Annotated in this window: 21 protein-coding genes and 1 pseudogene; 12 read left to right on the forward strand and 10 right to left on the reverse strand. The window is 63.7% G+C overall.

The window, feature by feature from the left end; all coding sequences use genetic code 11:
• Positions 1–107: 107 nt before the first annotated feature.
• Positions 108–668, reverse strand: coding sequence for a GNAT family N-acetyltransferase (locus JFU57_RS22455; RefSeq protein WP_201130821.1), 561 nt, complete (start codon positions 666–668; stop codon positions 108–110).
• 80 nt (positions 669–748) lie between these two features.
• Positions 749–1,645: a LysR family transcriptional regulator gene (locus tag JFU57_RS22460; RefSeq protein ID WP_078472153.1), complete on the reverse strand. Its 897-nt coding sequence runs from the start codon at positions 1,643–1,645 to the stop codon at positions 749–751.
• Between the two features lie 128 nt (positions 1,646–1,773).
• Here JFU57_RS22460 and JFU57_RS22465 point away from each other — a divergent pair, with 128 nt between their 5' ends.
• Positions 1,774–3,294 carry an MFS transporter gene (locus JFU57_RS22465; RefSeq protein WP_201130822.1) on the forward strand — a complete coding sequence of 507 codons (1,521 nt, stop codon included), beginning with the start codon at positions 1,774–1,776 and terminating at the stop codon, positions 3,292–3,294.
• Positions 3,295–3,306: 12 nt separating this feature from the next.
• Here JFU57_RS22465 and JFU57_RS22470 read toward each other — a convergent pair whose 3' ends face one another.
• Positions 3,307–4,560, reverse strand: a complete 1,254-nt coding sequence (locus JFU57_RS22470) for a ferredoxin reductase family protein (protein WP_201130823.1) — start codon at positions 4,558–4,560, stop codon at positions 3,307–3,309.
• Between the two features lie 273 nt (positions 4,561–4,833).
• Here JFU57_RS22470 and glsB point away from each other — a divergent pair, with 273 nt between their 5' ends.
• Positions 4,834–5,742 carry a glutaminase B gene (glsB, locus tag JFU57_RS22475; protein ID WP_020298136.1) on the forward strand — a complete coding sequence of 303 codons (909 nt, stop codon included), beginning with the start codon at positions 4,834–4,836 and terminating at the stop codon, positions 5,740–5,742.
• 78 nt (positions 5,743–5,820) lie between these two features.
• Here the strand turns inward: glsB and JFU57_RS22480 are convergent, their stop codons facing one another.
• Together JFU57_RS22480 and JFU57_RS22485 are read right to left on the reverse strand one after the other, a co-directional pair.
• Positions 5,821–6,288, reverse strand: coding sequence for an LEA type 2 family protein (locus JFU57_RS22480; protein ID WP_201130824.1), 468 nt, complete (start codon positions 6,286–6,288; stop codon positions 5,821–5,823).
• Between the two features lie 66 nt (positions 6,289–6,354).
• Positions 6,355–7,791: a nucleobase:cation symporter-2 family protein gene (locus JFU57_RS22485; protein ID WP_078472157.1), complete on the reverse strand. Its 1,437-nt coding sequence runs from the start codon at positions 7,789–7,791 to the stop codon at positions 6,355–6,357.
• A gap of 252 nt (positions 7,792–8,043) precedes the next feature.
• On the opposite strand from JFU57_RS22485, the pseudogene JFU57_RS22490 reads away from it, so the two are divergent.
• The 7 genes and pseudogenes from JFU57_RS22490 to JFU57_RS22520 all read left to right on the forward strand — a co-directional run.
• Positions 8,044–8,535, forward strand: a pseudogene (locus JFU57_RS22490) (RNA polymerase sigma factor); the annotation flags it as partial.
• 40 nt (positions 8,536–8,575) lie between these two features.
• Complete coding sequence (locus JFU57_RS22495; protein ID WP_201130826.1) at positions 8,576–9,517, forward strand: FecR family protein; 942 nt, start codon at positions 8,576–8,578, stop codon at positions 9,515–9,517.
• Positions 9,518–9,638: 121 nt separating this feature from the next.
• Positions 9,639–12,077 carry a TonB-dependent siderophore receptor gene (locus JFU57_RS22500; RefSeq protein ID WP_078472160.1) on the forward strand — a complete coding sequence of 813 codons (2,439 nt, stop codon included), beginning with the start codon at positions 9,639–9,641 and terminating at the stop codon, positions 12,075–12,077.
• A 215-nt stretch (positions 12,078–12,292) separates the two neighbouring features.
• Entirely contained in the window at positions 12,293–13,009 is a 717-nt protein-coding gene (locus tag JFU57_RS22505; RefSeq protein ID WP_078472161.1) for a helix-turn-helix transcriptional regulator, read from the forward strand.
• 52 nt (positions 13,010–13,061) lie between these two features.
• Positions 13,062–13,403 (forward strand): nuclear transport factor 2 family protein, encoded by a 342-nt coding sequence (locus JFU57_RS22510; RefSeq protein WP_201130827.1) that lies wholly within the window; start codon positions 13,062–13,064, stop codon positions 13,401–13,403.
• Positions 13,404–13,473: 70 nt separating this feature from the next.
• Positions 13,474–14,583, forward strand: coding sequence for a cell division protein ZapE (zapE, locus tag JFU57_RS22515; protein ID WP_201130828.1), 1,110 nt, complete (start codon positions 13,474–13,476; stop codon positions 14,581–14,583).
• Between the two features lie 43 nt (positions 14,584–14,626).
• Positions 14,627–15,208, forward strand: a complete 582-nt coding sequence (locus JFU57_RS22520; RefSeq protein ID WP_078472164.1) for a DinB family protein — start codon at positions 14,627–14,629, stop codon at positions 15,206–15,208.
• A gap of 9 nt (positions 15,209–15,217) precedes the next feature.
• Here the strand turns inward: JFU57_RS22520 and JFU57_RS22525 are convergent, their stop codons facing one another.
• From JFU57_RS22525 to JFU57_RS22545, 5 genes are all read right to left on the reverse strand, one after another.
• A complete protein-coding gene (locus JFU57_RS22525; RefSeq protein WP_201130829.1) occupies positions 15,218–16,663 on the reverse strand; it encodes a heavy metal sensor histidine kinase in 1,446 nt (481 codons plus the stop codon).
• Positions 16,660–17,334 carry a heavy metal response regulator transcription factor gene (locus JFU57_RS22530; protein WP_078472166.1) on the reverse strand — a complete coding sequence of 225 codons (675 nt, stop codon included), beginning with the start codon at positions 17,332–17,334 and terminating at the stop codon, positions 16,660–16,662. The genes JFU57_RS22525 and JFU57_RS22530 overlap by 4 nt, the downstream gene beginning before the upstream one ends.
• A 376-nt stretch (positions 17,335–17,710) precedes the next feature.
• Positions 17,711–17,932, reverse strand: a complete 222-nt coding sequence (locus JFU57_RS22535) for a hypothetical protein (RefSeq protein ID WP_078472167.1) — start codon at positions 17,930–17,932, stop codon at positions 17,711–17,713.
• Between the two features lie 186 nt (positions 17,933–18,118).
• The gene (locus JFU57_RS22540; protein WP_201130830.1) at positions 18,119–19,858 is read right to left on the reverse strand and encodes a phosphoethanolamine transferase CptA; all 1,740 of its coding nucleotides are present in this window, start codon (positions 19,856–19,858) and stop codon (positions 18,119–18,121) included.
• Positions 19,859–20,136: 278 nt separating this feature from the next.
• Positions 20,137–20,322: a DUF6026 family protein gene (locus JFU57_RS22545; protein WP_043229767.1), complete on the reverse strand. Its 186-nt coding sequence runs from the start codon at positions 20,320–20,322 to the stop codon at positions 20,137–20,139.
• A 242-nt stretch (positions 20,323–20,564) separates the two neighbouring features.
• On the opposite strand from JFU57_RS22545, the gene gnd reads away from it, so the two are divergent.
• From gnd to JFU57_RS22560, 3 genes are read left to right on the forward strand one after another with little or no spacing between them, the layout of a single operon-like run.
• Entirely contained in the window at positions 20,565–21,569 is a 1,005-nt protein-coding gene (gene gnd / locus JFU57_RS22550; RefSeq protein ID WP_338013629.1) for a phosphogluconate dehydrogenase (NAD(+)-dependent, decarboxylating), read from the forward strand.
• Positions 21,566–23,083: a glucose-6-phosphate dehydrogenase gene (zwf, locus tag JFU57_RS22555; RefSeq protein ID WP_078472169.1), complete on the forward strand. Its 1,518-nt coding sequence runs from the start codon at positions 21,566–21,568 to the stop codon at positions 23,081–23,083. The genes gnd and zwf overlap by 4 nt, the downstream gene beginning before the upstream one ends.
• Positions 23,080–23,901 carry a Cof-type HAD-IIB family hydrolase gene (locus tag JFU57_RS22560; RefSeq protein ID WP_201130831.1) on the forward strand — a complete coding sequence of 274 codons (822 nt, stop codon included), beginning with the start codon at positions 23,080–23,082 and terminating at the stop codon, positions 23,899–23,901. Before zwf ends, JFU57_RS22560 begins: the two co-directional genes overlap by 4 nt.
• Positions 23,902–23,932 lie beyond the last annotated feature (31 nt).

Below are 23,932 nucleotides of genomic sequence, written 5' to 3' on the forward strand. Positions count from 1 at the left end.
CGCAGCTTGGGCCGCCGATGGCGGCTGTGGGGCCAGGGCGTTACGCCCGACGAACGCCGGGACAAAGGGCGCCAAGCGCCCGCTTTGAAGCCAAGCCCGGGTGCGGTTTACCTGAGGCGCTGCCACTCTTCGCGGGTGATTTCCCAGAGCTCCCTGGGGAGTCGCCCGGCGACGAAGTCCCCCTCGTCGCAGCTGATCAGGCGCATCCCGCTGCGTTCGGAAATCCGCCGTGAGCCCAGGTTGGGCGCCGCCTTGGGCGCCCGCAGCAGGGGGCGTTGCAGCACCTCGAACCAGTAGGCGGTGACCGCGGCGCTGGCTTCGCCCATATACCCCTGGCCCTGCCAGGCGGGAGCGAGCCAGAAACCACGGTTGTTATCGGTTTCATCCATCAGGCTGACGTTGCCAATCAACTGTCCGGGCGCTGATTTCAGGCAGATTGCCCAATGCCACTCTTCACCCCGGGCCATGGCCGGCAGGGCCAGGTCTCGCAGGTAGCTCAGGGCACCATCGGCCGGGTAGGGCCAGGGCACCAGGGCGTTGAGATACCGCACCACCTGCCAGTGAGCAAACTGCGCTTGCACTGCTTCGGCGTCCGCCAGTTGCAGCGGCCGCAGGATCAGGCGATCGGTGTACAGGGTGGGGATCTCGACAGTGAGTGGGGTGTCCATCGGGGGGCGCGGCTCCTGAGTCGGTCATGGCGCCGCCATATTCCAGCCTGAGCCGGCGCTGGGCAAGGATTACCCGAGGATCAATCGCGCCCCAGGCGCAGGTGCTCGCCGAGAAAGTCGACGAACACCCGCAGCTTGGGCAGCAAGTGGCGGCTGCTGGGCCAGAGCACCGAAAATTTGCCGCTGTCGATCTGATAGTCATCCAGCACTGCCACCAGGCTGCCTTCGGCCAGGGCGCCGCGGACCACGAAATCCGGGACAAAGGCGATGCCCAGGCCCTGGCTGGCGGCAAAGATCAGCGACTCCAGGTTGTTGCTGGTCAAGGCGCTGCGCAGGCTCAGGGGCGGCTCGCCGGCGGGCAGGCGCAGGGTCCACTGCTGCAACTGGGTGGTTCCGGGGAATTTGTAGCGCAGGCAGGCGTGCTGCTCCAGATCCCGGGGGGACTGCGGCGTGCCGTGTTCGGCAAAGTACTGCGGAGCGCTGACCAGGACAAAGCCGAAGGGCCCGAGGGTGCGGGACTTGAGTTGCGAGTCGGCCAGCTCGCCGCTGCGGATCACTGCGTCGACGCCCTCGGCGATCACATCGATCAAGCGGTCGTTGAAGTCCAGGTCGAGTTCGATCTGCGGGTAGCGCCGGGTGAACTCCGGAAGAATCGGCAACAGCATGCGATAGCCGATTGCGGGCAGGCTGACCCGCAACTTGCCGCGCGGAGTGTCGCTGATCCGCGCCAGTTCGGCTTCGGCTTCTTCCACCTCGCCGACGATGCGCTGGCAACGCTCGAAAAACAGCGTGCCTTCGTCGGTCAGGCTGATGCGCCGGGTGCTGCGATTGAGCAGCCGCACACCGAGCTTGTGCTCCAGCCGCGCCAGGCTTTTGCCGACCGCCGAGGCGGAAATTCCCAGGCGTTCGGCGGCGCCCACCAGGCTGCCGCTTTCCACCGTGCGGACGAATGCCAGCAAGCCGTTCAGATTGTCCATGGGGGACCTCGATTAGAGCGTTTATGTCCGCAAGCCAAGGACTTTAGCCCTGTTTTTTGCTGATTGCGGCGAATCTATCATCCAAACCCACCCCTGTCCGCTGTGGCTTTTGCCTGTTCGAGGTCCTGATGAACCCTGAAATCGATCTGCCCGCCGCCTTCCAGGCCGCCACCCCTGCCAGCCGTGCCTATGGCGTGCTGGCGGCGGTGTGCCTGGCGGCGCTGATACTGCCCCTGACCTTTGTCGGCGTGGCCGTGGCCACCCCGGCCATTGCCCGCGAGCTGGGTGGCAGCCCCATGGCCCTGAGCTGGGTGACCAACGCCTTTATGCTGACCTTCGGCAGTGCGCTGATGGCCGCCGGGACCCTGGCCGACGAGTACGGCCGCAAGCGGGTGTTCAGCCTGGGTGTCGGTCTGTTTGCCCTGACGTCCCTGGTGCTGGCCTTTGCCCCGTCGGTGCTGTGGCTCGATGGCCTGCGGGCGTTGCAAGGGCTGGCGGGCGCTGCAGCCCTGGCCGGCGGTTCGGCGGCCCTGGCCCAGGAGTTCGAAGGCCGCGCCCGCACCCGTGCCTTCAGCCTGCTGGGCACCACCTTTGGCGTCGGTCTGGCATTCGGGCCGCTCCTGGCCGGGGTGCTGATCGAGCACTACGGCTGGCGCGCGATCTTTATCAGCGGCACCTTGATTGGCGGGCTGTCGCTGCTGTTTGGCGTGCCGCGCATGCACGAGTCCCGTGACCCGGACGCCGCCGGTGTCGATTGGCCCGGCACCCTGAGTTTTACCGCAGCGCTGGTGCTGTTTACTTGGGGCGTTCTGCAGGCGCCGCAAAGTGGCTGGGGCAGTGTGCTGGTGCAAAGCCTGCTGTGGGGCTCGTTGCTGGCGCTGCTGGGGTTTGTCGCGATCGAGTCGCGGGTCCAGCGGCCGATGCTTGATCTGTCGCTGTTTCGCTACCCGCGTTTTGTCGGGGTGCAGGTGTTGCCGATCGCCACCTGCTACTGCTTTGTGGTGCTGCTGATTCTGCTGCCGATCCGCTTCATCGGGGTTGAAGGCTACAGCGAGATCGAGGCCGGGCTGATGATGATGGCCCTGTCGGCGCCGATGCTGGTGGTGCCGTTGCTGGCGGCGTGGCTGACGCGCTGGGTCAGTAGTCGCGTGCTGTGCAGCGCCGGCCTGCTGATTGCCGCCTTCGGCCTGTATCTGCTGAGCCGGGTAGGCGTGGGGCAGCCCACGGCCAACGTGCTGCCGATGCTGTTGATTGGCCTTGGGGCGGGTTTGCCCTGGGGCCTGATGGATGGCTTGTCGGTCAGTGTGGTGCCCAAGGAGCGTGCCGGGATGGCCACCGGCATCTTCAGCACCACCCGGGTGGCGGGTGAGGGCATTGCCCTGGCCCTGGTGGTGGCATTGCTGGCCGGGCTGCTGCAGCACTCCCTCGGCGCGGCGCTGGTGGACGCCGCGCAGATTCCCCTGGCCGCGCAGCAACTGGCCAACGGCAACCTGCAGGCCAGCAGTGCGCTGCTGCCGGAGGTCGGGCGCGGTGCCCTGTTGCAGCTGTATGTGGAGGCCTTCGGCCAATTGCTGCGGGTGCTGATCGGCATCACCCTGGTCTCGGCCGTGGCGGTGTGGCTGGCCCTGCGCGAGCCGGCTCGTCCTTGAGCGCGGGAGGTTTCAGCGGAACTCGAACAGCTCGTAATGCAGATTGCCCTCGGGGATCGCCTGTTCGCGCATCAGCTCGCGGACGCGCTCCAGCAAGCCCTTGGGCCCGCAAAAGCTGATCTGGATCTGTTGTGGGTCGGTTTGCGCTACGGCGTGCTTGAAGGTCTCGGACAGTTGATCGCCCCCGCCATCCTGACCAACAAAGCGCACGCCGCGTTGCTCGGCCATGCTTTGCAGCTGTTCGGCAGTGGGAAACGCGCGTGAGGGATTGAAGCAATACACCAGGGTCGTGTTATCCAGGCGTTCGCTGGCATCGTCTTGCAGCCAGGCGATAAACGGCGAGATGCCAACCCCGCCCGCGACCCAGATTTCCCGTGGTGCATCGACCTGGCGCTTGAACTGTCCATAAGGCGCATAGACATCCGCGAGCATGCCGACCTTGACCTGGTCGCGCAGCTTTTGCGTGTAGTCGCCCAGGGCGCGGATCACGAACTCGATACGCCCATCGCTGGCATGGGCGCTGGCAATGGTGAACGGATGGGGCTCGCGCAGGCCCTTTTCCTTGAGCGCAAGAAAGGCGAACTGCCCGGCCTTGAACGCAAAGCCGTGCTGCACAGGCGTCAGCTCCAGGTGCAGGGAGTGTTTGTGCGCCGACACGGCGCTCACGGTGTATTCGCCGGCCTTGGCCAGCACTGGGTAGAGCAACAGCTTGTACAACGCACCGAGCAGCCCCAGGCCGCAAAGCAAAGTCAGCCACAGGCCCGATGGGTTGTTCAGGGCAATCGGCGATTTGAAGCTCAGCCAATGCAGGATGACGATCACGAACAGCGGGCCGGAGAGCTTGTGCCACCAGCGCCACAAGCGATAGGGAATATTGCGGTTCAACGCCAGCAGCACAATCAGGCCCAGGGCCACATAACTGAGCTGGCGCACCAGGCGCGTCCAGTACTTGGGCCACTCGATGATGGGCACGCTGTTCCACAGGTCCAGGTTGGCCTTGAACACAAAGTGGTAGCTGGCAAACACCAGCGCCCAGATCCCCAGCCACTTATGCGCTTCATACACCCGGTCGAGGCCACCGAACAGCCACTCGACCCAGCGCCAGCGGCTGGCCAGCAGGCACGAGGTGGCCATGTACGCCAGCGCCGAGGCCCCGAGAATCAGGCTCAGGCTGGCGGAGGTGAGCCAAGTGCTGCTGGGGATTTCGATCAGGACGGTGATGCTGGTGATCAGCAAAATACCAAGGATGCAATGCCAGGGTTTCAACGCGCTTCGCCTCTGTAGACACCGGTTTTCCGGCGATGGTGCCGCTGCGCCGGGTGCACTCATTGACTGGCCAGCATCGGCGAGCAGCCGCTGTGAGCGGTCGAGGGCACGGTTGTGGCAACGGTTTTTACGGTCACGCAGCCTACTCGCATCGCGCCAGGGGGGAGGTGACCTGTGTCAGGTGTGGGCCGTAACTGTGCTGCGCGGCGGTTGTCGGGCGTCTAGCAAGCACAGCCCCGCAGCGGTTCGGGGCCAGAGATTGCGAGCCTGACGATGCAAGCGCTGTTGAACGAAATCCTCGACCAAGTTCGGCCACTGATTGGCCAGGGGAAAGTCGCCAATTACATCCCGGCCCTGGCCGACGTGCCGGCCAACCAGCTGGGGATTGCCGTGTATGGCAACGACGGCCAGGTGTTCAGCGCCGGCGATGCCGACACGCCGTTTTCGGTGCAGAGCATTTCCAAGGTGTTCAGCCTGGTGCAGGCCATCGGTCATTCCGGCGAGGCGATCTGGGAGCGGCTGGGGCATGAACCTTCGGGGCAGCCGTTCAATTCCCTGGTGCAGCTGGAGTTCGAGCGTGGGCGCCCGCGCAACCCGTTTATCAACGCCGGGGCACTGGTGATTTGCGACATCAATCAGTCACGGTTTGCCGCGCCGGCCCTGTCGATGCGTGATTTCGTGCGGCGTCTGTCGGGCAACCTGCAGGTGATGGTCGACGGCAAGGTGGCCGACTCCGAGTACCAGCACCGCGCCCGCAATGCGGCCATGGCCTACCTGATGCAGTCCTTCGGCAACTTCCACAACGATGTCGAGGCGGTGCTGCGCAGCTACTTCAGCCATTGCGCGCTGCGCATGAGCTGCGTCGACCTGGCCCGGGCGTTCTGTTTCCTGGCCAACGACGGCTTTTGCAAGCACAGCGGCGAGGCCATCCTCACCGCGCGCCAGACCCAGCAGGTGAACTCGATCATGGCCACCAGCGGCCTGTATGACGAGGCCGGCAACTTTGCCTATCGCGTCGGCCTGCCGGGCAAGAGCGGGGTGGGCGGCGGCATAGTCGCCGTGGTGCCGGGGCAATTCACCGTGTGCGTGTGGTCCCCGGAACTCAACGCCGCCGGCAACTCCCTGGTCGGCATGGCGGCCCTGGAACTGCTGAGCCAGCGCATCGGCTGGTCAGTGTTCTGATCCCGTAGCCGCTGCCGAGGCATGCGGCTGCGCTGGTCAGAGTGAACACTGAAGAGTGCCTATTGAAAACAGGTTGCCTCACCAGGTGCCATTGGCGGCATTGGGCAGGCTCAGGGTGCCGTGGTCGACAAAACGTAGGGTGCCGAACAGGCCGCCGGCCAGTTTGCCGCGCAGGGTGTAGGGCAGGTTGTCGACATTCTGGTTCTGGCTCAAGCCCAATGTCTGGCGCAGCACGGAAAACGCCGAGACGCTGACCGGCACCACCAGCACCTCTTCCGAGAAGCGCCCAATGCTGCCGTGCTGGTCACTGACCCCCGAGGCCAGGGGCCGGCCGTTGACGTCCAGGTCCAGGGCCACGCCGTTGTAGTCGATCGCGGTTTCGTTGGGGTTCTGCAGGCGCAGCTTGACCGCGAAACGCATCTCCAGATCCTGGCTGGGCAGGGGCTCGATGCCCACCACATTGATGTTCAGCGGGTCGCGATTGGGGAACAGGGCACAGGCGCTCAGGCTGAGCAGCACCAGGGACAAAGCGATCAATCTGCGCATGGGGTACCCGTCAGGTTGGAGGACATACAGGGGGCGGTCGCCCCCCGCTGTAGACGTCCGCTGACCTCAGGAGTTCGCTTTGGCGCTCATGTCCGGGTCCTGCATGACCTTGAGGGTTGCCGCCTCGGGGTCGAACTCGTCTTCTTCCAGTTCCATGAACTCTTCCGGCAGGAAGATATTCAGGAAAATGGCGCAGAAGGCGCCCACGGTGATCGGCGATTCAAAGATGTTGTGCAGCGCCTTGGGCAGCTCGCGCAACACTTCCGGCACCGCTGCCACGCCCAGGCCCATGCCCAGGGAAATCGCCACGATCAGCACGTTGCGCCGATGCAGGCCGGCTTCGGCGAGGATCTTGATCCCGGCTACCGCCACGGTGCCGAACATGATCAAGGTGGCGCCGCCGAGGACCGGCTTGGGCATCAGTTGCAGCACCGCGCCGATCATCGGGAACAGCCCGAGCAGCACCAGCAGCCCGGCAATAAAGTAGGCCACGTAGCGGCTGGCCACGCCGGTCAGTTGGATCACCCCGTTGTTCTGGGCAAAGGTCACCATCGGCAAGCTGTTGAACACCGCCGCCACCATCGAGTTGAAGCCGTCAGCCAGCAGCCCGGACTTGATGCGCTTGATGTACAGCGGACCCTTGACCGGCTGCTGGGAAATCATCGAGTTGGCGGTCAGGTCGCCGGCCGCCTCCAGCGGCGAAATCAGGAAGATCACTGCTAGCGGGATAAAGGCGATCAGGTCGAACGAGAAGCCGTACTTGAACGGCACCGGCACGCTGACCAGGGGCACGTCGGGCAGGCTGGCCATGTCGACCCGGCCCAGCATCCAGGCGACGACGAAGCCCAGGGTCAGGCCGATGACGATCGAGCCCAGGCGCAGCATCGGGTGGTTGAAGCGGTTGAGGATGACGATGGTCAGCAGCACCAGTGCTGCCAGCCCCAGGTTGCTGGCCGCGCCCAGGTCCGGCGCGCCGAAGCCGCCGGCCATGTCGGTGACCGCGACCTTGATCAGTGACAGGCCCATCAGAGTGATGATGGTGCCGGTGACCACCGGGGTGATCAGCTTGCGCAGCTTGCCGATGAACTGGCTGAGGAACATCTCGATAAAGGCCGCGCAGAAGCAGATGCCGAAGATGGTCGAGAGAATCTCTTCATTGCTGCCGCCACGGCCCTTGACCATGAAACCGGCGCTGAGCAGCACGCTGATAAAGGAAAAACTGGTGCCCTGCACGCACAGTAAACCGGAGCCGATAGGGCCCAGGCGCCGGGCCTGGACAAAGGTACCCAGGCCGGAGACGAACAGCGCCATGCTGATCAGGTAGGGGGTTTCTTCGTGCAGGCCGAGCACCCCGCCGAAAATCAGGGTCGGGCTGATGATGCCGACAAAACTGGCCAGCACATGCTGCAACGCGGCGAAGATGGCCGCGCTGAAATGCGGGCGGTCGTCCAGGCCATAGATCAGGTCGGACTTGTAGCGAGGGATGCGATCAGGTGCGGTCATGAAAAGGCCTGCCAATGGCGTGTCGGTACAGGGAGCACACGCCGGAAAGTGGACGGGACTTGGTTTGCGAAAGGATTGCGCCAGGCAAAACCTGCGAACCGGTCAGAAAAAGGAGGCGCAGGATGCCAGAAAGGCGCCGCAGTCAGAAGCGTAAATAGCGGCAAAGGCACAACTTCGAAAGGATACGAAAGATACTGTTTCTCATTTGCCGTTATGGAATAATCCGGCCCCCGACCCCCGGACCGCCCCTCGATGCTGCCCACGCCCAGCCTGCTGCTGAGTTTTCAGGAGCACTACGACGACCTGCTGAAGTTTCTCACCCGGCGCATGAGTGATCGCCAGCGTGCGGCCGATGTTGCTCAGGAAACCTACCTCAAGCTGCTCAAGGTCGATCAGACGGTGGCGGTGCACAACGACCGCAGCTTTATCTTTCGCGTGGCCGGCAACCTGGCCATTGACACCTTGCGCCGTGAGCAGCGCCTGGCGGCCAATCACAGTGACGGCCAGGAGCATGCCGAGGCCGTCGACCCGGCGCCCGAGGCGGTGCTGCTGGCCAAGGAGCGTCTGGCGCTGCTCGACGACGCCCTGCAATTGCTCTCGGCCAATGCCCGGCAGGCCTTGCTGCTCAACCGTATCGAGGGCCTGACCCAGGCCCAGATCGCAGTTCGGCTGGGCGTTTCCGAGAGCATGGTGGCAAAATACATCGGCCAGGCCCTGCGCCATTGCCGCGACTGGCTCAAGCACAATCATGCATGATCCTTCTCCCTCAGCCGCCGACCTGCCCATGACCCAGTCCCCGATTCCCGAGCCTGACGACAGCCTCGAAGACGCCGCCGTCGACTGGCTGGTGCTGCTCAACTCGGGCCAGGCCAGCGCCGCCCAGCGCATGGCCTATCAGCAATGGCGCCTGACCAGCTCGGCCCACGCCGCGGCCGCCGACGAGGCGCAGCAACTGTGGGCCGACCTCGGCATGACCGCGGCGGCGAGCGAGCTGCGGGCCCAGGCTCAAGTGCCACGACGGCCACGGCGTTGGTGGCCGGCCCTGGCGGCTTCGGTGCTGGTCGCCGTTGCCGGGGTCACCGGCTGGCAACAGTGGCCGGCCTTGAGCGCCGACTACCACACCAGTGTCGGCCAGCAGCAGACCCTGACCCTGGACGATGGCTCCACAGTCACCCTCAACAGTGCCAGTGCCTTGTCGGTGGCCTACACGGCCAGCGAGCGCAAGGTCATCCTGCGGGCCGGCGAGGCACTGTTCGAGCCGGCACCCGACCGGCAGCGGCCGTTTGTGGTGAGCGCCGGCGACGAGCGCCTGCAAGGCACCGACAGCAGTTTCAGTGTGCGCCGCGACGGTGGCGACCTGACGGTGGTGGTCAGGAGCGGCCAGGTGCAGTTCAGCGGCGACCATCAGCCAATGCTGTTGCAGGCCGATCAGCGCCTGCAGCACCGAGCCGGCCAGCCCCTGCTGGCCCAGCAGAAGGTGGATGCCGCCAGCCTCACGGCCTGGCAGCGCGGCAAGCTGATCTTCAATGGCCGGCCGCTGGGGGAGGTGATTGGCGAGTTGGAGCGCTATCAGCATGGGCGGATCGTGATTTCCGATGCGCAACTGGCGGCTCTGCCGGTCAGCGGGGTATTTGATCTGAACGATCCGCAAGGGCTGCTGCGCACCCTCGAACAGCGCTACCCGCTAAAGGTCACGTACCTGCCATGGCTGGCGGTCCTGCACTGATTTGAATTTTTTTCGCTGGGCCGTTGCAAGTTCCGGCTGGCGAAATCGTCGTAGTGAGAACGAGAAGAAAATCATTCTCATTGACGTATTCAAACGGGGCGGGAAAACAGTCGTGAAAGGTATGTTCAAGCAGTCGACACAGGTCCGGGCCAAGGCCCTGGTGCGCCGTACACTCCTGGCTCAGGCCATCATTGCCGGGCTGTGCAGCCCGCTGCTGGTTCAGGCCCAGGACGCCGTCGCCCCCAGCCACAGCGCCGAAGAGCGCCGGGTCAACCTGGCATTGCCCGCCCAAGCCCTGGACCAGGCCCTGACCGGCTTTGCCGACCAGGCCGGGTTGCGCCTCTTGTACACCACCGCCGATGTCGAGGGCCTGCAAGCCGAGGCGTTGAATGGCGAGCTGAGCGTGGCCCAGGCCCTGCAACGCCTGCTGGCCGGCAGCGGCATGAGCTGGGCGTTCAGCGACCCGCGCACGGTGATCCTGCGCCGCGCCACGGCGCCGGCAGCGAGCCTCAACCTCAAGCCGATCCAGGTCAGCGTCGCCTCGCGCACCAGCACCGCCATCAGTGAAATCCCCGGCACCGTATGGGTGGTCGACCAGACCCAACTGCGCGAACAATTGCAGACCGGGGTCAGCCTCAAGGAAGCCATCGGCAAGCTGGTGCCGGGCCTCGACCTGGCGCCCGAGGGACGCACCAACTACGGCCAGAACATGCGCGGGCGCAACGTGCTGGTGATGATCGACGGTGTCAGCCAGAACAGCTCCCGTGGGCTGTCCCGGCAGTTCGACAGCATTTCTCCGTTCAACGTCGAGCGGGTGGAAGTGCTCTCCGGCGCCAGCGCCATCTACGGTGGCGGCGCCACCGGCGGCATCATCAATATCGTGACCAAGAAGGGCGAGGCGGGGGCGGCGCAGTTTGAAACCCAGGTCGGGGCCAGCAGCGGCTTCAACAACAGCGATGACCTGTCGACCCGTATCGCGCAGTCGGTCAGCGGCGGCAACGAGCGCATCAACGGCCGACTGGCGGTCGCCGCCGAACAGAACGAGGCGTTCTACGACGGTTCCGGCAACCAGATCTTCATCGACAACACCCAGACCGACCTGCAATACAACCGCACCGTCGACCTGATGGGCAGCCTGGCGCTGCAATTCAACGAGGCCCAGGGCCTTGACCTGCTGGCCCAGTACTACGACTCCGGCAACCATGGCGGCACCGGTATCTACTTTCCGAACCTCAGCTACCAGAAGCCTTCGGACCTGGAGGACGCGCAATTGCGCGGCGGCTACTCCACCGATCTGCAGCCACGCACCAAGCGCCTGCTGCTCAATGCCAGCTACCACTACGACGATGTGCTGGGCGGTCAGGACTTCTATCTGCAAGGCTCCTACCGCAAGGAAGACGACAACTTCTACCCGTTCCCCTATTACAACGCGGCCAACCCCACAGGCTCCAAGGGCGTGTATTTTGCTGCCTCGCAGCAGAACTTCGAGGTCAGCAGCCTAAAGGCTCTGCTGGTCAAGGAGTGGAGCGCGTTCAAGCTGACCTATGGCGTGGACCTGGACCGCGAGCGTTTCAACGCCGAGCAGAGCGTGTTCAACTCCCAGACCTCGTCCGCCACCGGTGGCCTCGACCTCGATACCTTGAGCAAGGCGCCGCGCTATCCCAGCTACCGGGTTGACGGGCTCTCCGGCTATGCCCAACTGGACTGGCACGCCACGGACAACCTGACGGTGTCCGGCGGTGCGCGGCGGCAGAAAATGGATGTGGATGTCGGCCAGTTCAAGAACGTGCCGGGCGGCAGCAATGACTATGAAGTGAGCCTGTACAACATCGGGGCCATCTACGACTTCAAGAATGGGCATCAGACCTGGATCAACTACGGCGAGGGTTTCGATCTGCCGGACCCGGCCAAGTTCTACGGCAAGCCGGGCTTGAGCGTCGACGACAACCCCCTGGCCGGGATCAAGAGCCGCCAGGTGGAGACCGGCTGGCGTTATTCGGACAGCGACTGGGATGCCCAGGCGGCGCTGTACTACATCTGGTCGGATAAGGTCATCACCACCGACAGCGCCACCCTGACCATTGATGTGATCGACCAGAAGAGCCGCGACTACGGGTTTGAAGGCGCCTTGACCCGCCACTTCGCCAGCGGCTGGGAAGCTGGCAGCACCCTGCACCTGGTGCGTTCGGAAGAAGAGGACAAGAACGGCGACTGGATCAAGCGAGATGCGCGCTATGCCTCGTTGTCCAAGTCCACGGCGTTCGTGGGCTGGAAGGGCGACCGCAGCAGCGCCCGTCTGCAAGGCAACCACGCGTTCACCCTCAAGGATGACGCCGACCACACCATCAACGGCTACACCACCTTCGACCTGCTGGGCAGTCATGACACCGGCTTCGGCACCTTCAGCGCCGGGATCCAGAACCTGTTGGACAAGCAATACAGCACGGTCTGGGGCCAGCGCGCGACACTGTTCTACTCACCGGCCTACGGCCCGGCGTACCTCTATGACTACCAGGGCCGAGGCCGCACCTACACCCTCGGGTGGTCAATGGCGTATTAACCCCTGTCGCCGCTGCCGCAGGCTGCGCTGGCCCCCATCAACACCGCAAACTCCCTGGCATCCCGGGCGTCGGTCAGGGCCAGCGCAGCCTCGTGCCTCGGCAGCGGCTACAGGGTGGATACCGCGCATCTCCAGCAACAGGCCGGCGGCTCCTGACAGTTTCTGACAGGGGCCTCTGCTAAGCTGCGCGGCTCTTTTGTGTGGAGGCTGCTGCGGTGTCGCGAACCAGTCGTTTACTTACCCTGCTGCAAGTCCTGCGTGGCAAGAGCCGTCCGGTGACGGCCGCGGTCCTGGCGCGGGAGCTGGAAGTCTCCGAGCGCACCTTGTACCGCGATATCGCCGAGCTGACGGCCCTGGGCGCCCCGGTGTATGGCGAGGCGGGCATCGGTTATGTGCTGCGCAGCGGCTTGTTCCTGCCGCCGTTGATGCTCAATGCCGACGAGACCGAAGCCATTGTGCTGGGCCTGCGGTATGTCGATCAGCGCGGCGATGATGTGCTGGGCAAGGCCGCCGCCAATGCCCTGGCCAAGATTGCCGCCGTCTTGACCCCGGCGGCCCAGGAGGCCTTGCGCAACCCCACGGTCATGCCCGGGCCGTCGGCCTGCGCCTACCCGGAAAACGTGGTGCCGCTGGATGTGTTTCGCCAGGCCATTCGCGAACAGGCCAAACTGCATCTGGACTACGCCGACGCCAAGCAGGTCTCCAGCCAGCGGCTGATCTGGCCCCTGGCCCTGGGGTTTATGAACGAGGCGCGGGTGATAGTCGCCTGGTGCGAGTTGCGCGGGGCTTATCGGACCTTTCGCACCGACCGCATCCTCGCGGTCAGCGCTCGGGGAGAGGTCTACCCCGGTCGGCGCAGTGACCTGTTGCGCACCTGGCGCACGCTGATGCAGCTGGATGAACACGGGCGCTTCACTCCTGACAAGAACTGACGCAGGGGGCCATTAGCATGGCGCCTGACTTCACTCACAAGGAGCTTCACGCATGCCCAGCACCGCCCCCGTACTCGCCCCGGCGATCGCTGCCTACATCGCCGCCGCCAACGCCCGCGACAGTTCGGCAGTGACCAGTTTCTTCGCCGAGGACGCGACGGTATTCGATGAAGGCCGGCAGCGTGTCGGCACCCAGGACATCGCGCACTGGATGGCCGACTGCGCCCAGCGTTACCAGCCGCGCCTGCAAGTGCAGGCGGTGCAGCAGCGCACCGGCAAGGTGCTGCTCGACAACCTGGTCTGGGGTGCGTTTCCCGGCAGCCCGCTGGTGTTGCGCTACGTGTTCCGGCTCGATCCCCAGGGCAAGATCTGCCGCCTGGACATCTCTCTCTAGGCGCCGCCCGGCAGTGGCAGGCGCCAGCGGCGTGGCATACTGCGCGCTCTTTGCCCGGATCGTTCGCCCCATGCCTTTTGATTCCCCCCTCAGCGCCTATCAGCATGCCCTGGAGCAAGGATTTGTCGCCGACCCGGCGCAATTGCGCGCGGTGCAGGCCCTGGAACAGTGCCACCAGGCCCTGCACCAGGGCCAGGCGCCGATTACCGGGGTGTACCTATGGGGGCCGGTGGGGCGCGGCAAGACCTGGCTGATGGACCAGTTCTACCAGAGCCTCAGGGTGCCGGCGCGGCGTCAGCATTTTCACCACTTCATGGGCTGGGTCCACCAGCGCTCATTCCAGCTGACCGGCACCGCCGACCCTTTGCAGGCGCTGGCCCGGGAACTCAGCGCCGAGGTGCGGGTGCTGTGTTTTGACGAGTTGTTTGTCAACGACATCGGTGATGCGATCATCCTCGGGCGTCTGTTCCAGGTGATGTTCGATGAAGGCGTGGTGGTGGTCTGCACCTCCAACCAACCGCCCGCCCAGCTGTATGCCGATGGCTTCAACCGCGAGCGTTTCCTGCCGGCGATCCAGTCGATCGAGCAGCATATGCAGGTGGTTTCGGTGGATGGTGATGAAGACCATCGCCTGCACCCGGGCACCGGCCTGCAACGCTACTGGGTCACGGCGGCAGGCGAGCCCAGTGCCCTGGGGCCGGTGTTCGAGCAGTTGAGCGCGGGGCAGGCGGTATCCAGCGCGGTGCTGGCGGTGGGGCATCGCAACGTCACGGTGCTCAAGGTCAGTGAAACCGTGCTCTGGTGTCGCTTTGCCGACCTTTGCGAGGCGCCGTTCGCGGCCATGGACTTCATGGCGCTGTGCGACCGCTTCAGTGCCATTCTGCTCAGCGAAGTGCCCAACCTCAGCGCCCGGCAGCGTCCGGGACGCATCGCCCGAGGCACCGAGGATGGCGCGCAGCGGGTTGATGCCGGGGACCGCCAGTTGCCCCAGCTGTCGGTGCACGACGACAGCGTGCGGCGCTTTATCGCCCTGGTGGACGAGTGTTATGACCGCAAGGTGCCGCTGTACCTCGAGGCCCAGGTCCCGCTGGAGCAGCTGTATACCGAGGGTTACCTGGAGTTTGCCTTCCGTCGTACCTTGAGCCGCTTGCAGGAAATGCAGTTGCAGCGTTTTTGCTGAAGATCCCGCTCCTGGATCTACCATTGCTCCGTGAGGTGTTGCCGTGAACCAGCCCTTGTCCCACCACTTGTCGACCATGGCCTACCAGAACGCCTGGGCCAACCACCGCCTGGCCAAGGCCTGGGGCCAGTTGAGCGCGGCCGAACTGGTCGCGCCGCGCAGCAGCTTTTTCCCCAGCTTGAGGGCCACCCTCAATCACATCCTGACCTGCGACTGGTTCTACGTGGATGCCCTTGAACGGGAGCTTCGCGGCGAGCCGCCACGGGTCGATTGCTATGTGTTTTTCGACGTCGACGAGCCCTGCGTCGAGGCCGGTGAACTGCGCCAGGCACAATCCACCGTCGACCAGCGGCTGCTGGCGTACTGCGCGCAATTGCGGGACGCCGATCTGGGGCGCAGGGTGACCATCGCCCGGGAGACGCCGCAGCACGACAGCCGCTTGCGCATGCTCAGCCATCTGTTCGAGCACCAGATCCACCATCGCGGCCAGGTGCACGCCATGCTCAGCGAAACCCGGGTCGCGCCGCCGCAACTGGACGAGTTTTTCTGCGCCGGCGAGGCCGGGTTGCGTGCTGCGGACTTTGCCGAGCTGGGCTGGACCGAAGCACTGATCTGGGGCGACTAAGCGCTCGGTTCAGCTCCCGGCCAGCGGGCGACGCCGGAACACCAGGCGGAACTCGGTCAGGCCGTCGGGCTGGCTGCTGACGTCGGTCTGGCCCTGATGCAGGTTCATGATCGAACGCACAATCGCCAGGCCCAGCCCGGTGCCGCCTTCGGCTCGGGAGCGGCTGCTGTCGACTCGGTAGAAGCGCTCGAACAGGTGCGGCAGGTGCGCTTGCGCAATCCCGGCCCCGGAGTTGCTTACCGTCAGCGCTACGCCTGCGGCCAGTTCTTCCACCTGCAGCGAGATGGCGGCCTGCCGCGGTCCATGGCGGATGGCGTTGGACAGCAGATTGGAAATGGCGCGCTGGATCATCAACCGGTCGCCGTGTACCCAGCCGCTGCCGGACAGGCTCAGAGCCTGGTGTTTTTCCTCGGCGCTGAGGGCGAACAGTTCCATGACCCGGCGCGCTTCTTCCTCCAGGGCAACAGGTTGGAAACTGACCTGGGAAGCCGGGTGGCTGACCTGGGCCAGGAACAGCATGTCGCTGACGATCCGGGTGACCCGTTCCAGTTCCTCGAGGCTCGACTCCAGCACCTGCTTGTACTGCTCCGGCGGGCGCTCGCGGGACAAGGTGACCTGGGCCTTGCCCATCAGGTTGGTGATGGGCGAGCGCAGTTCGTGGGCCAGGTCATCGGAGAATTGCGCGAGCTGCTGCACGCCGCCGTCCAGGCGGTGCAGCATGAAATTGATGCTATGGGCCAGTTCCGCCAGCTCCCGCGGCAGGTTGTCCTGGGACAGGCGGTGGGTCAGGTCCTGGGTAGTGATCTGCGCCGCCACCCGGCTGAATTGCTGGAGCGGCAGCAGCCCGCGTTGCACCAGCCACCAGGCGCCGATACCGATCAGCAACAGCAGCAACGGCAGGATGATCACGGTCGAGCGCAGGTAGGCGCTGAGCAAGGCCTGGTCATTTTGCCGATCCAGCGACAGCACCACTCGCACCTGTTCGCCACTGCCCAGGGGCAGCAGGCGCGAGGCGCTGAGCAGGGGCCGGCCGCGGCTGTCCGCCCAATCCAGAAATGCCGGGCTGTCGGCGCCGTTCAAGGCGGCGGGCAACGGCTCCAGGGGCTGGCTGCCGATGTCGAGCAGGGGCGGCGCCTGGCGATCGACGGCGAGAATCCGCAAGTGCAGGTTGTCGTGGCCCATGACCAGGTCGAGCAGGGAATGGGGGCGGGCGGCGATGTCCGCAGTCTTGAGGTCGCTGGTCAGGCTGTGCTGGATCTGGGTCAGCTTGTTGTCCAGGCTTTCCCGGGCGAGTTTGCCCAGTTCGTGGGTCAGCGCGAGGTAGGCCAGGGTCGCCAGCAAGAGCACCAGGCCGGCGCCCATCAGGCTCACGGTCAGCCCCAGGCGCATCGACAGGCTGCTGGGTTGCCTCGCCGGCATCGGCAACGGTCCGGCCTTGCCGGCCCCTGGTCTCATTGGCGCACCTCCAGCACATAGCCGACACCGCGAATGGTGTGGATCAGCTTGATGTCGCTGGCATCGTCGATCTTGGCCCGCAGGCGGCTGATGGAGACCTCGACCACGTTGGTGTCGCAATCGAAGTTCATGTCCCAGACCTGGGAGATGATCTGGGTCCGGGTCAGCACTTCGCCGGCCTGGCGCATCAGAACATGCAACAGCGTGAATTCCTTGGTGGTCAGGTCGATTCTGCGGTTGCCGCGGTAGGCTCTGTGGCGCCGTGGATCAAGTTCCAGATCGGCCACTCGGAATACGTCCACCGCCGTCAATTGTTCATTGCGCCGCAGCAACGTACGAACTCGGGCCAGCAACTCGGGGAACTCGAAAGGTTTGACCAGGTAATCATCGGCGCCCAAGTCCAGGCCCCGGACTTTATCCGCCAGGCGTCCGCGGGCGGTTAACATGATGACCCGCGTACTGTGTTCACGGCGCATAAGTTCCAGCACTTGCCAACCATCTTTGTGTGGCAGGTTGACGTCGAGAATCACCAATTGATAATCCTGCTGATCAATCAAGTGCAAGCCATCCTGGCCATTCGCCGCACAATCGACGACATAGCCACTTTCCGTCAGGCCCTGTTGTAGATAGTCAGCGGTTTTTGGTTCGTCTTCGACAACCAGGATGCGCATCAATAGTTCCTCGTATGACTCAAGTTGAATATGAGCGGTGTAGAAAAAAGCCGTGGCCAGCCCTCGATTACTCCGCGCAGGAGCTTCGGGCGGCAGGTTGGCCTGGGTTTGGGTGGGCGGATAATGAAGCCTGTAGCTGCTTTAGGGTCAAGAGAGGAATGGCTCTGAATCAACGGTTTGCGTGAGGCTTGGCGAGGCGGGGGGGCGCCTGCTGTTGTATCAAGGCGTGTCTGTTTGCAGGCACCGACAATCGGTTGGTGAAGGCCAATGGTTAATTCCGGGGGGAACGGTGTGGATATAGCAATAATGAAGGGCGTGAGTGACATCCAACAAGAAAGGCGCCCGGTCAGGCGCCCATTGCTTTAACGGTGTGAACTTAAGCGTCCGGGGTGTGTGCGGAAGTTTTATCGGCTGAAGATTCAATAGTGTTCTTTGGGGTTTCGCTGGAGGCGGTGGTTTCAACCGTGCCGTGAGTCTGTTGCTGGCTCACGCGGAAGTTCTCCCAGAACTGTTGCGAGCGTTCCGAACCATCTTCGGCAAAGGCACTGGCCGAGCCAAGCGTTATCAAAGTGGTCAGAATAAAAGTTGAACGTTTCATGCGTTGTTTCCCATTAACAATGTTCGCTGCCCGCCTTATCTCTGGATAAGTGCTGATAGGGGCGGAGTGTGTGCGAAGTTTATTAAATGGGAGTTAACGCCGGCATGAGCCGTTGATTACATATTCGTAATCTTTGCCCGAGGGCGATACAAGACGACTCGCGGGAGTCGTCTTGTTGGGAGGGGGTTACTGCTGGACCACTTGCGTGGTGCGCGGCTTGGGTTTCATCAGGCTGAAGTCGATCAGGGCCTTGGACTGGCGCTCGAAAGGGTTGCCGATCAGCAGCGGCCGCGGCTTGAAGCTGTCGCTGACCAGGCTCTTGCTGCGGTCCAGTTCGTCGGCGCTGAGGCCGGCCAGGTCGGCCCAGGTGTGAATCAGCTGCGAGCTGCTGTAGGGGCGACCCAGGTCGCCGGCAAAGCTCCAGTCGTGGGTTTCCCGCCATTTCGGCGAGGCCCAGGCCATGAACGGGATGGTGTACATCGGCGCGGTCGGCTTGCTTTCGTTGCGCCCCAGGGTGTTGTGGCCGGCGGAGTCAAAGACGTCTTCGCCATGGTCGGACAGGTACAGCAGGAAGCCGTTGGGATCGGTCTTGGCGTAGTCCTTGATCAGGCTGGACACCACGAAATCGTTGTACAGCACGGCGTTGTCGTAGCTGTTGTAGGTTGGCACCTGGTCGTCGCGCACGCCGGCGGGCACGCCCTGGCGGTCGGTGAACTTGTCGAAGGTTGGCGGGTAGCGGTACTGGTAGCTCATGTGGGTGCCGAGCAGGTGCACCACGATGAATTTGCGCGGGGCTTTGTCGGCCAGGGCCTTGTTGAAGGGCTCGAGCACATCGCCGTCATACTGGCGGGCGTTCTGGTTGCGGTTGTTGTTCAGGTACACCTGCTCGTCGGCCTGCTCGGAGAACGTGGTGAGCATGGTGTTGCGCTTGGTCATGGTCTGCTGGTTGGTGATCCAGTAGGTCTTGTAGCCAGCCTGTTTCATCACGCTGACCACCGACGGCGTGGTCAGGTACAGCTCGGGATTCTCTTCGTCGGCGAAGGTCAGCACCTGTTGCAAGGCTTCAATAGTGTATGGCCGAGGGGTGATCACGTTGTCGAACACCGCCAGCTGATCCTTGAGCTTGTCCAGCTCCGGAGTGGTCTGGCGTGGGTAGCCGTAGAGACTCATGCGTTGGCGGTTGGTCGATTCGCCGATGACCAGCACCAGGGTCGCAGGCAGGTCGGCCGAGGCGTCCTTCAGGTTTTTCAGTGGCGCGATCTTGCTTGCGCTGGCCAGCATGCCTTGCATGTTGTCCAGTTGTTCCAGGTAGCGGCGATAGGCAACCACCATCTGCCACGGCACGGCGGGTTCGATGCGGGTTTCGAATCGCTCCAGGCCGCCGCGCAAGCTGTCGGAACGGGCGATCTGCTTGACCAGCGGGTAGCCGACCACCGCCACCAGCAGCGCCGTGGTCGCGACCAGGGCCCGGCCACGGGGCATGTACACCGGGCGCAAGCGGGTCCAGAGGAAAATGGAGAACGCGGTGTGGGCGATAAAGGCGAGGACGATCCACCAGGCAAAGTATTGCGTCATGTACTCGCCGGCTTCCGACGGGTTGGACTCGAACATGATGAAAATGACGCTTTGCGAGAATTCCTGCTGATAGATGAAGAAGTAGCCGAGGCTGGCCATGGAGCAGGCCCACAACACGATACCGATCAGGGCGGCGAGCAGGCGGGTGCGTGCGGGGAACAGCAGCACCGGCGCCAGCCAGATCGAGCTCATTATGAAAGCCTGGCGGAAGCCGGCGAAACCGGAGGTGTCGGTCAGCAGGATCAGCAGTTGGGTGATGCCGGAAAAGTACCAGAAGAACAGGAAGAGCCAACCCAGACCGGCCCAATCGAAACCTTTCGCAGACGTGTCGCCGCGTTTAAACAATGCCATGGAGCGCTCCAACCGGTTAATCACTGCTATCGCGGACACGCAGGAGCGGTCCGTGAGCCAGGGCGGCTCTGAACCGAGCGGCCACAATGGCCGGAGTATCACCACTCAGGTGTGAAAAGTTTGTGAGCTGAAAGCGCGCCGCGTTCCGATGAACGGTGAGGATGGAACGGCTGATGAGGGGGGTGCAGTCATTGCCGGCATCATCCCCGCAAGGGATAACGCCGGCGATGTGGCGCAGAGGGCTGCGTCAGGTTGAATGCTGGGTCCGCTGGCGGGACTCAGTTCGGCGAGGGTGCGTGCAGGCTGGTGATCTGGGCGGTCTGGCCCTGGCCTTGAAGCAATAGACGCAGTTGCGAGAGTTCCTGCTGCAGTTGATCGCGTTCTGCTTTCAATTGACGCAATTCATCACGACGGATCGTGACATACAGGGTTTGTGCAGGTCGTGCCGGTAGTACTGTGCCCATTGCTCACCTCGCAAATGGCGTGTTTCAACTGTGTGTGTACCGCTCGGTTTCGAGGGTCAAAACACTATCGGCGCCGATTTTGATTTCTTTTGCCGGCAAAGGGAACTTTTTTATTTTTCAATGTCGTTGTGTCTTCGAGGCGATTTGCGTCGTTATCCACTGTCTGCATGGGAAACTAAGTCCGGGCGCTCTGGACTAACCCTCATTGGCCCCATTGGGCTATAACCTTTTGACACAAATCTATTCGTAGTAAGGAGCATCAGCACATGCAACTGGGGATTATCGGACTGGGCCGCATGGGCGGCAACATTGCACGGCGCCTGATGCTCAACGGGCATGAAACCGTGGTGTATGACCGCAACGCCGAGTTTGTCAGCACCCTGAGCGGTGAAGGCGCCAAGGGCGTGGCCGATCTGCCGGCCCTGGTGGCAGGCCTGGAAAAACCGCGTGCGGTATGGGTCATGCTGCCGGCCGGCGCACCCACCGAAGACACCATCGAGACCTTGAGCCAACTGCTGGAAGCGGGCGATGTGATCATCGATGGCGGCAACACCTACTACAAGGACGATATTCGCCGCGCCCACAGCCTGGCGCAAAAAGGCCTGACCTACATTGATGTCGGCACCTCCGGCGGCGTCTGGGGCCTGGAGCGCGGCTACTGCATGATGATCGGCGGCGATGCCGACGAGGTTAAGCGCCTGGACCCACTGTTCGCCGCCCTGGCGCCAGGTTATGGCGACATCCCGCGGACCAAGGACCGGGTTGCCGAAGATGACCGTGCCGAGCGTGGCTACATTCATGCCGGCCCTGCGGGCTCCGGGCATTTCGTCAAGATGATCCACAACGGCATCGAGTACGGAATGATGCAGGCCTTTGCCGAAGGCTTCGACATTCTCAAGACCAAGGCGTCGGAAAACCTGCCTGAAGATCAGCGTTTCGACCTCAACGTCGCCGATATCGCGGAAGTCTGGCGTCGCGGCAGCGTGGTGTCCTCGTGGCTACTGGACCTGACCGCCGACGCCCTGGCCACCGATCCCAAGCTCGACGGTTACTCCGGTTCGGTCGCGGACAGTGGGGAAGGGCGCTGGACCATCGAAGCGGCCATGGAGCAGTCGGTGCCGGTGCCGGTGCTGTCCAACTCGCTGTTCGCTCGGTTCCGTTCACGCCAGCAAAGCACCTACGGCGATAAACTGTTGTCGGCCATGCGCTTCGGCTTCGGCGGCCACGTGGAGACTTCGAAAAAATGACCACTGTGCGCAGGAAATCCAAGGCTGAACCCGCACCGCCCACCACCCTGTTTCTGTTTGGCGCCCATGGCGACCTGGTCAAGCGCCTGTTGATGCCGGCGCTGTACAACCTCAGTCGCGATGGCTTGCTGAACGAGGGCTTGCGGATTGTCGGGGTCGATCACAACGCTATCAGCGATGTGGACTTCGCCAAGAAGCTGGAAGACTTCCTGCGCACCGAAGTGGCGAACAAGGTCGGCGACGGCGCGACCCTGGACCCGCAGCGCTGGGCCAAGCTCGCCCAGGGCATCAGCTACGTACAGGGCGACTTCCTCGACGATTCGACCTATAGCGCGCTGGCCGCCAAGATCGCTGCCAGCGGCACCGGCAATGCGGTGTTCTACCTGGCCACCGCGCCGCGTTTCTTCAGTGAAGTGGTGCAGCGCCTGGGTGCGGCCGGATTGCTGGAGGAGAGCCCCGAGGCCTTTCGCCGGGTAGTGATCGAGAAACCCTTCGGCTCCGACCTGCAATCTGCCGAAGCCCTGAACGGTTGTCTGCTCAAGGTCATGAGCGAAAAGCAGATCTACCGCATCGACCATTACCTGGGCAAGGAGACGGTGCAGAACATTCTGGTCAGCCGTTTCTCCAACAGCCTGTTCGAAGCTTTCTGGAACAACCATTACATCGACCACGTGCAGATCACCGCGGCAGAAACCGTTGGTGTGGAAACCCGTGGCAGCTTTTATGAACACACCGGTGCCTTGCGCGACATGGTGCCCAACCATCTGTTCCAGCTCCTGGCCATGGTGGCCATGGAGCCGCCCGCGGCCTTCGGCGCCGATGCCGTGCGCGGCGAAAAGGCCAAGGTGGTCGGCGCTATCCGGCCCTGGACGATAGAAGAGGCTCGCGCCAACTCGGTCCGTGGCCAGTACGTGGCCGGTGAGGCCGGCGGCAAGGCGTTGCCGGGCTATCGCGAGGAGCCCAATGTGGCGCCGGACAGCAACACCGAAACCTATGTGGCGCTCAAGGTCATGATCGACAACTGGCGCTGGGTCGGTGTGCCGTTTTACCTGCGCACCGGCAAGCGCATGAGCGTGCGCGACACCGAGATCGTCATCTGCTTCAAGCCGGCGCCCTATGCTCAGTTTCGCGACACCGAGGTCGACAAGCTGCAACCGACCTACCTGCGGATCCAGATCCAGCCCAATGAGGGCATGTGGTTCGACCTGCTGGCGAAAAAGCCCGGGCCGACCCTGGACATGGCCAATATCGAGCTGGGGTTCGCCTACAAGGACTTCTTCGAAATGCAGCCGTCCACCGGGTACGAAACCCTGATCTACGATTGCCTGACCGGCGACCAGACCCTGTTTCAGCGTGCCGACAATATCGAGAATGGCTGGCGTGCGGTGCAGCCGTTCCTCGACGCCTGGAAGGAAGACGCCAGCGTGCAGGCCTACCAGGCCGGTGCAGATGGCCCAGAGGCTGGAACCCAACTGCTGGCCCGCGATGGTCGCGAATGGCACAGCCTCGGATGAATGACGCCACGCGACAGCCCATCCGCTTCCTGCTCAGCGACATGGACGGCACCTTGTTGCTGCCCGATCACAGCCTCAGTTCGCGCACCATCGACGCGGTAAGGGCGCTGCGTGAGGCGGGGATTTATTTCAGCCTCGCCACCGGCCGCCCACCCAGGGCCATGCTGGCCCAGATCAAGACCCTGGGCGTCGACCTGCCCACGGCGGCCTTCAATGGCGGCACCATTGTCCATCCCGATGGCCGCTTTCTCGCCCGCCATCACCTGCCGGTAGACGCGGCGATCACCACCATTGAGCTGTTTTCGACGCAGCCCGAGGTGGAAGTCTGGGTGTTTGCCGACGGTGAGTGGTTGTTGCGCGACCCCCACGGGCCGATGGTGCCACGCGAGCAACATGGCCTTGGCTACCCGCCGGTGGTGGTCAAGGGTTTTGAGGAGTACTTGCCGCGCATCGACAAGATTGTGGCCGCGAGCAACAACGCGTCGTTGCTGGTGGAGCTGGAGGCGCAATTGCAAGCCCGGGTCGAAGGTCAGGCCCAGGTGTCGCGCTCGCAGCCGGTGTACCTGGATGTCACGGCGATGGAGGCCAACAAAGGCCAGGCCCTGGTGACCCTGGCGGCTTTTCTCGGGGTAGACCTGGCGCACACGGCGGCACTGGGCGATGGCGGCAATGATCCGGCGATGTTTCACAAGGCCGGGTTGTCGATTGCCATGGGCCAGGCGCAGGAGGAGGTCAGACGCCAGGCTGACCGGGTCACGGCGAGCAACGTCGATGACGGTGCGGCGCAGGCCATCGAGCGTTATATCCTGGCGCGCTGATCGCTCGCGCCAGCCGATCGCCGGCGCCAGG

The organism is Pseudomonas sp. TH07, from assembly GCF_016651285.1.
GTDB lineage: Bacteria > Pseudomonadota > Gammaproteobacteria > Pseudomonadales > Pseudomonadaceae > Aquipseudomonas.